Below are 7839 nucleotides of genomic sequence, written 5' to 3'. Positions count from 1 at the left end.
GTATCAACGTAGCCCAGATCTTTCGTAACGACGCCCAACGCCCGCAGGCGGACCTGCCAAGGGATTGGCGCTTCGGTGACCGAGGCTCCCGTCTCCGCCAGGACGGTCTCTGCTTGCGCAGGCTCCGCGGCGACGGCCTGCTGTCCCACCATGATCAGGGCCACCGCCGCTGCTGTTGCCCGCGCTACGCCCATTCGCGTTCTCGCCATGAGATTCACTCCTTGATGTTCAGAAAGGATGCACTGCACTATTTCGTCTCCTGCTCGAATGAATTGTTGATGGACCTCAAATGCCCCACTTGCGTGCAACGCGTTCCGCCGTCTCCGGAAGGTGATCGTTGAAGCCGATTGCGCTGCGGAGAAAATTGGTGCCTAGACTGATGAATGCGGCTTGCTCCCGATTGTCCTCGCCGCAGCCGTGCCCGCCTGCGCTGGCCTCGTAGAAGTAAGCGGGATAGCCAAGAGCCTGCAGTTTTGCGGCCATCTTGCGCGCATGGCCCGGATGGACGCGGTCGTCGCGTTTCGTGGTGGCGATCAGGATAGGCGGATAGGGCTGTCCCGGCGCTGCGGCGTGATAGGCGGAGATTTCCTTCAGGAAAGCCCAATCGTGAACCTTGTCCGGATCGCCATATTCGTCGATCCAGCTCGCGCCCGCCAAGAGCTTGGTGTAGCGACGCATGTCGATAAGCGGTGCTGTGCAGAACAGAGCCCCGAAATGCTCAGGATAGCGGGTCAGCATGTTTGCGATCAGCAGGCCGCCATTTGAGCCACCCTCGGCGGCAATCCGCCTCGGCAGGGTGATGCCCCTTCGCACGAGGTCGGCGGCAACGGCGGCGAAATCGTCATGGGCGAGACGCTTGCCCTCCCTGCGCCCGGCTTCGTGCCAGCGGGTGCCGAACTCGCCGCCGCCGCGGATGTTCGCCTCGACACACGTGCCGCCGCGCTCGAGCCACAGCTTGCCCAGCGGGGAGTTGTAGTAGGGCAGGAGTGATACGCCGAACCCGCCATAAGCGGAAAGGTGAATCGGAGCATCTCCGTTCCCGTTCGCCGGACCAACCTGCGTATAGGGGATCAGCTCATGATCGATAGAGACTGCCTCGTGGCGCGTGACCACCAGTCCGGATGCATCGAAATTCTCCGGGCTGCGCTTCAGGATTGCTGAAGCGCTGAGAGACGGCGCGGCATTCAGATCGAACAGCAAGAGCTGCGGCGGCGTGATCGGATCCTGAGCACAGATCAGGACCTCTCCATTGGTCTCGTGAACTGCCGCATCGAATGACCAGACGTCGACAGTACCTTCGGCGGGCAGGGTGTTCAGGACTCGGCGCGTCCATTCCTGGTGGCCGGGAGTGAACATCTCGAAACGCGGTGCGAGATTGACGAGGTAAGAGATAATGAGCTTCCCGTCATTCCAGAAGAATGACTGCATGGAGCGCCTTTCCCCTGGTTGAAACAGGGTCTCAAAACGGCGTCCGCCAGCGAGGAAAGAGGAAAGCGAGATGACGATCAGCGCGTCGGCGGGATGGGTGGTGCCTCCCACCGTCCAGGGCTTGCGCGGCCTTACCGCCAGCCAGTCGCCGAAGACCCGCCACGACGCGTCGCGAGGAAGATCGATCTGCCTCCTCGGCCCGCTCCTATCGCCGATCCAGCTGATCTTCTCGAAGAAGGCCGGCTGCTCGATGAACCAAAGGCGCTCGCTGCGGCCGGTGCGGTCCGAATGACCAGACACTTGGAAGCTTTCGAACCCGGCCTCGAAGATTGCCGGCGTGGTGAGGGGATCCGCGTCACGCTTCCACAGTCGAACGGTGCGCGCATAGCCGGAGCGGGTGGCCATGCCATTACCAAGCGCACTGGAAAGCAGAAGCGTGTCAGGGTCCAGCCAATTAACGTAGCCTTTGGCCTCGGGGAGGTTGAAGCCGTCGGCGACAAAGCTCAGAGAGATCAGGTCGAATTCGCGATGCACGACCGCGTCGCTGCCGCCGCGCGACAGGCGCAGAACGGCTCTTTCCCGTCTCTCCGGCTCGATGGACGCGCCGTCCCAGATCCAGTCCTCTCCGTCGCTAGCCGCGAGAGCATCCAGATCGAGCAGTAGCTCCCATTGGGGATCCGCCTTCATGTAGGCGGCAAGGGTGGTCCGGCGCCACAGTCCGCGTGGATTACCGTCATCTCGCCAGTAATTGTAGAGGTACTGACTACGGCGCGCGATCAGGGGAAGATTGTCGCGATTGTCGAAAATGGCTGTCAGAGCCGCGCGGTCGCGCTCGAATTGCGCTCCACCGAAGTGCTTCAGGGTCTTTGCCGATTGGCCGGCGGCCCAGGCAAGTGCCCGCTCGCCCTCTACATCTTCAAGCCAGACATAGGGATCGTCGTCGGGAGCATCCAGCGTTGGACGGACATCAAATGCGTTCATGTCCGGACAGCCTTCAGAAAGAAGGGATAGAGGCTTCCGTCGGCTCGGGAACGCTCAGTGCTGGTAGCGGCGCCCACATGTTCGAAAAGCGTGATCATTGATGAGTTCTTCCAGTCGGTGCGGCATCGCAGTGCTTTTGCGCATAGGGACCGCAACCGTCGTGCCAACTGGGAAAATCGTTTCGGAACAACGCGATCGCTCTGGAAGCGTTGTGTCACATGTCCGACATCGTCGAGAATCCGACAACGAGTGCTCCTCCTAATCACCGGATCAACCTCCGGCGCCAGGCGGTGACACCGTGCAGAACTCGAGCAGTGAAGCTCATTGGTGAACCTGGTTGACGCCCAACATCTTCGCTCTGGAGCGCTTCACGCACACGGATTCATGGCAGACACCATGATGCGATCGATGCGGTTAGAGACCAAGCTGGCTGCGCCTGTGAGTTTCAGCCGCCAGCTGGAAGCAGCTGAGTTCTGAGGAGAAGGGTGGGGCACCCCTTGGGCGACCTGATGGTTGCCCAAGCCCTGCCGCAATCTTGGCCTGCACCGTCCCCTGGGTTGCTGTCGATCAAGCCAGGAAGCTGCATTCGGGCGAACGCATGGGGCTGGTCCCCATGGCAACTTGGGCTGATGTGGGGCCGTCCGATATGCGATACGAGGGTCTAGGATAGGGGAGCTCGGGCTCGGTAGTATCTCAGCGAGACGGCTAATGGTCGACGAAGTCTTCCTGACGCCACGCATTGGTATGCCGCAGCAACAGGGGCAGTGCGGGCGCAAGTCTGGTTGTGAAATCGGCTGCTACAGGGGCATGCCGCGCTTCATCTCCATACCGTCAGCGAAGAAAGCGCGGCGCGAGCATCACCAAAGAGAAGCGGCGCGCCGTTCGTTTGCGGTCCACTGACCAGTCGGCTTCACCTGTACAACACGGGCTGGCATAGCGTGAAACTGAGCCTCCAATGGCGGAAATTAGCTTATAGCATCCGGGCTACGACAACCTGCCCACAACCAGCGTCGAAGCCACCGCCACGCCACCAAGTCTTCAGGGAACGTCCTGAACGGAACCCAGCCGGGCACTCCTATCAAAGCGACCCCCTTCGCATGCTCAGGCCGCGCTTGCTGTCGCTGCGCGGGACCGACAGCCTGCTTCTGCCCTGCACAGTGCCGACGACACATGCTTCGACGAAATGGCGTCATCGAGGTCGGGTGGCTTCGGCGCCGGTGCTTTGCCAAATTGCATGATGTTTGGACGTCCGTGGGGGCGGGCAAGGGGGCACAGTCGTGCCTGCAGTTCTCGTGACTGGCGCGGTCGAGGCTGATGGGCGGGATGAACGATCATATGACTGCACCACTGGTATGACGCCGCGCGAAAGGGCATGGGAGTTTTTGCGCCGCAATCCAGCATTCCAGCGTGAGGTGACCGCTGCAAGCCAGCAGGCCAATAGCTGGTCTTACCAACCCTTGCTTGACCTGGTCGCGTCGGCCGGCGACCTGTTACGCTGGGGTGTTCTGTTTCGCCGAGTCTTATGGGCGAAATTCGATCGTTTTTGGTTCCGCTCTGGTGCGTCCATGTGTTGCCAGTCATTGCAGAACATCTGCCAGCATCGTCGGAGACAACGCCGTGCGAACTCTTGGCATTGCCAGGTCGTGCGACGGTCCTGCCTGGCGCCCGGCAAAGGCCAACATGTTCTTCTTCGCAATGCCGAGCATACGCTCCAGCTCGCCGTCTCTGGCGTGGATATCTTGAGCCTGTCTGTCTCCGAACCGAGGCGATCTGGCCCGCGAGCTTTTGAGGCACCGCCTGAGGGCGGCTCGAGTGCCTCAATGCTCTAAGTGTGGGTCAACGTCTGCCTGCCCGCTGAATTTGGCACGCCTTACACCTACGTCACGACCAAGACCTTCCTGTTGCACTTCGGCCTCGACACACTGCGGGATTTGCCCGATTTCGAGGCGATTGAGGTTGCCGCGCTGCTCAGCAAGGAGAAGCTGCTGGCGGGCGATACTCCCATCGGGCTGGTGAGTGGTGGAGGAGGTGAGGAGCGACACTCCAAGGCCAGGACGGGCTAGCGCAGCAGATACATGGAAGTAATATGAGCGGTTGAGAGTCGAATCAGGGAACTATGCGATCACTATCGATAAGAGGTGGCAATATCGATCGTGATTGTATCGGGCCACTCTACGGCGAAGGAGGCGGCAACTTGTGTCTCCGACCCGAAACGATTACCTTGCGGCCATTATGAGCAAGCATTTGGCATCCGTCTTGACGACCGTGAACGCGCCCTGCAGCGTACAGCTGGACGACGCGGCGCTGGCCGATTGCTTTGCGGATCTCGATTTGGCCAAGCAGCATCCCGCTCATGTCAGCGCCTTTCTCGGCGAGGTCCCTCTCGCCCAGCAAGTCGAGTTCGCAACCGCGCACCACATTCGCGGTCGACGAGATGAAGGCTTTTGCCGCCAAGTTCTCTGCCTGGTCCGGCGAAAGCTATCCGCTCGCCGCGTAATGGCTGGACATGATAGCCGACGCCCGTCCGAATGGCGGCGGCTTTTTTGTATTATATCGACCTGATCGGCCAGCTTCGCGGGAATGCCGGGGCTACGACTTTGAATGGTCATTTGGCGGCGGAACGGCTATGATGATCCAGATCGGCCATCGCGAAAGCCACGACATCGATATCTTCCTCGACGACCCTCAATTGCTCGGTCATCGACCATCCAAAAGCCACCTGCACTTTGAAACGATGCCGTCCGACTATTTGGGGGACGGGCTTCGGTTCCAGAAATTCGCCTTCGAAGACGTTGGCGAAATCGACTTCATCGTTGCCGGAGCGCTAACAACGAAGCCGTTCTAGACCCGCGTGGTGGAAGGCAGGACCGTGCGGCTCGAGACCATCCCGGAAATCATCGCCAAGAAGGTCTATTACCGGGGATTTCGGAAGCCAACCCGCGCGACATCTTCGACATCGCCGCCGCAGCCCGGTCGCAACTGGACGAGGTCGTCAACGCTCTGCGTGCGCTCCCAGAACAGGTCGCTCGAACCAGACAGCGGATGGAAAAACTCAACAATGAATTCGTCGGCCGCGCCATTGCACAGCTGATGATCATGCCCTGACTACGAAGCGTCGCCGCCGACAGTCTGGACGCAGCGTTCGCTGTGCTCGACGAGGTGTTGTCATCACTCAAAGAACCTGACCCCCACGACCTAGCGACCAACCGAGGGAGGGGAGGGGTTTCTCAGAGCCCGGACGCCTTGGTGAGGTTGGTCCGGAATCTGCCGCGCCTCCGCTGATATTTGCGGGTCATCTCGGCCGAGGCATGGCCGAGCTGCTTCTGCACGTAACGCTCCTCGACGTCGGCCGACGAGGCAAGTCCGGCGCGCAGCGACTGGCCCGAGAACAGCAGCGCCCGTTACCCTTCCGGGAGATCGGAGGGGACGCCGGCGGCGATCGTCACCTGCTTGACCAGGCGGGCGACGTGCTTGTCGGAGAGCCGTTCGACGTCGACGGTCTTGTTGTCCTTGAAGATGCGGCGGAACAGGGGTCCACGTGCGATGCGGCCAAAGCGGATCCAGCTCTCGAGCGCGACTACGGGGTAGGTGTGGTCGCTGGAGCCGCGGCCGACCTCGACCTCGCGCCAGCCGGTCTTGCCGCGCAGGGTGACCAGCAGCCCTTGCCGTCAAAAATCTTCGATCCAGCCGGCGCCATCGCTGTTGTCGTCGCGCATGACGTCGAGACCGACGATCTCGGAGCGCCGCAGGCCGCCGCCACAGCCCAGGAGCAAAATAGCGCGGTCGCGCAGGCCCTGAGGTCGTGGCCGAGGGTGGCGATCATCGCCAGCAGATCGTCGCCAGGACCGCCTCTTTTTGCCGCGGTGGCTTTTGCGTGCTTGCGCGGCGAATGCCGGCAAGAACCGTATAGATATGCCGCTCCGCGCGGTCCAACGGCCGGCCGCGCTGGGTAAAGTTCCAGGCGAGGCCGGAAAGCCGCCGCTCGATGGTCGCAACCGAAAGGGCAGGGGCGCCACGCTTCGGATCGCCGGCGGCGGTGCCCAAGGCACAGGCGCTGATATTGAGCCTGATCACCTTCGAGCCCGGAGGCAGGGGATCGAAGCCAGCGCGCCGGCACCAGGAGGAAAAATGCCGCCAATCCTTGGGGTAGGCGTCGCGCGTGTTCTCCGAGGTGGCGTTGTAGCCCCTCGCGGTCTCGACCAGTTCCTGGACATGCGCCGGGACTCTTTGAGCCGGGTCTCCATCTCCTTGTAGAGCTTGTCAAGCTCGCCATCGACTGGCTTCAGGTCGTCGATTGAACATTGCGTCATCATAGGCTTTGTGCCTTGTTGTAGCAGGCATCGTCCGTTCGCGCGGCGGACACAGACATCACCGTCGCTGAGCCGAGAACGACGGTAAAAGAAAATGCACTCACTGACTTCATAACCAATCTCTTTTGCGGGTGATTTAGAAACGGACGCCGAGCTTGGCGCTGAACCCGTGTGTCTGGGCATCCGAGGCGATCTGTCCCTGATAGGCGATGCCGAACGTCGCGTTCTCGGTGATGTTTACGTCCAGCCCAGCTTCGAGCAGAGCTGCGTTCTTTGCGATCGGCACGCCCTTGATGGCGAAGGAGGAACCGCCAGCAAAGGCAAGAGCGGTATCCGGCCTGACGTCGCCGAAGGCGTGGCGCCAGCCAAGACCGCCGCGCGCGGTAGCAGTCACGGTGCCGAGGGTCAGTACCGTCGACGCACGCAGACCTAGCGTGGTAAACGCCGTGTCGCTCGAGCGATCCCCGCTCGACAAGGCGGCTGCGCCGCCATTCTCGGTGAAGCCATCGGCGTCAAAATTCACATAAGCGAGATTAGCGTAGGGCTCGAAGGAAGCCCAAGCCGTATTGATACGGTAGCCGAGCTCGCCAAAGGCCTGGAACGTGCCGGCGTCGTAATCGGCCGAAAGGCTGTCGGCGAAGCCTGAAAAGACCACGGACCTGCCGGTCTCGATGCTGTGCCAGGTATAGGCAAGGCCGGAACGAAAACCGAGATTGCCGTTCTGCGTGCCGGCAAAAAGACCGAGATGGTAATTCTCGCTCGAGCCCGACGACGCGCGATTGTCCGCCTCCAAGGAGGTATGGCTGTAGCCGCTGATGAGGCCGAGCCGCCAGCTTTCGCCGACAGCCGCGTCACCGCCAGCCAGAAAGCCGCCTGTCGAGTGATCGAGACCGGCGGCATTGCCGTCGCTGTCGAGATGACCCCAGGCGCCGAAGCCACGGCCCCATACGGCGAAATTCTCACTCGTTGCCGGGGCCAGTTCCAGACCACCCAGCCCATAAGTCATCACCGGAACGCTGGAGGCACCGACGCCGTCGAACGCCGCACGGATCCGTTCGCTCGCGGCATCGCGTACAGAATGACTGTCCTCGATGAGGCCGCTATGAATGGAAGCATGAAC

Annotated in this window: 5 protein-coding genes and 3 pseudogenes; 3 read left to right on the top strand and 5 right to left on the bottom strand. The window is 61.4% G+C overall.

All coding sequences use genetic code 11. From position 1 onward, the window contains the following. Positions 1-209 (bottom strand): annotated as a pseudogene (locus tag EN984_RS38205) (OmpW family protein); the annotation flags it as partial. Positions 210-285: 76 nt separating this feature from the next. Continuing rightward, entirely contained in the window at positions 286-2409 is a 2124-nt protein-coding gene (locus EN984_RS14630; RefSeq protein ID WP_127266639.1) for a prolyl oligopeptidase family serine peptidase, read from the bottom strand. 708 nt (positions 2410-3117) lie between these two features. Between EN984_RS14630 and EN984_RS14625 the strand changes: the two genes are divergently transcribed. Both EN984_RS14625 and EN984_RS14615 read left to right on the top strand, forming a co-directional pair. Next, positions 3118-3309: a hypothetical protein gene (locus EN984_RS14625; protein ID WP_127266638.1), complete on the top strand. Its 192-nt coding sequence runs from the start codon at positions 3118-3120 to the stop codon at positions 3307-3309. Between the two features lie 968 nt (positions 3310-4277). Further along, positions 4278-4472 (top strand): annotated as a pseudogene (locus tag EN984_RS14615) (SMC-Scp complex subunit ScpB); the annotation flags it as partial. 109 nt (positions 4473-4581) lie between these two features. Here EN984_RS14615 and EN984_RS37695 read toward each other — a convergent pair. After that, complete coding sequence (locus EN984_RS37695; protein ID WP_164748801.1) at positions 4582-4863, bottom strand: hypothetical protein; 282 nt, start codon at positions 4861-4863, stop codon at positions 4582-4584. A 52-nt stretch (positions 4864-4915) separates the two neighbouring features. On the opposite strand from EN984_RS37695, the gene EN984_RS14605 reads away from it, so the two are divergent. After that, positions 4916-5254 (top strand): nucleotidyl transferase AbiEii/AbiGii toxin family protein, encoded by a 339-nt coding sequence (locus tag EN984_RS14605; protein ID WP_126063908.1) that lies wholly within the window; start codon positions 4916-4918, stop codon positions 5252-5254. A gap of 382 nt (positions 5255-5636) precedes the next feature. Here EN984_RS14605 and EN984_RS38770 read toward each other — a convergent pair. Together EN984_RS38770 and EN984_RS14595 are read right to left on the bottom strand one after the other, a co-directional pair. Next, positions 5637-6636: pseudogene (locus tag EN984_RS38770) on the bottom strand (tyrosine-type recombinase/integrase); the annotation flags it as partial. A gap of 219 nt (positions 6637-6855) precedes the next feature. Further along, on the bottom strand, positions 6856-7839 hold a 984-nt coding region (locus EN984_RS14595; RefSeq protein ID WP_245480065.1), incomplete at its 5' end, for an autotransporter domain-containing protein.

Source organism: Mesorhizobium sp. M7A.F.Ca.CA.004.12.1.1 (assembly GCF_003997835.1).
Lineage (GTDB): Bacteria > Pseudomonadota > Alphaproteobacteria > Rhizobiales > Rhizobiaceae > Mesorhizobium.
The sequence above is the reverse complement of the archived record's forward strand: the minus strand, read 5'-3'. Positions and strand labels throughout refer to the sequence as shown.

Coding starts and splice junctions, on each gene's coding strand:
- EN984_RS14625 (WP_127266638.1), top strand. CDS start 3,118: ATGGTCGACGAAGTCTTCCTGACGCCACGCATTGGTATGCCGCAGCAA.
- EN984_RS14605 (WP_126063908.1), top strand. CDS start 4,916: ATGATAGCCGACGCCCGTCCGAATGGCGGCGGCTTTTTTGTATTATAT.
- EN984_RS14630 (WP_127266639.1), bottom strand. CDS start 2,409: ATGAACGCATTTGATGTCCGTCCAACGCTGGATGCTCCCGACGACGAT.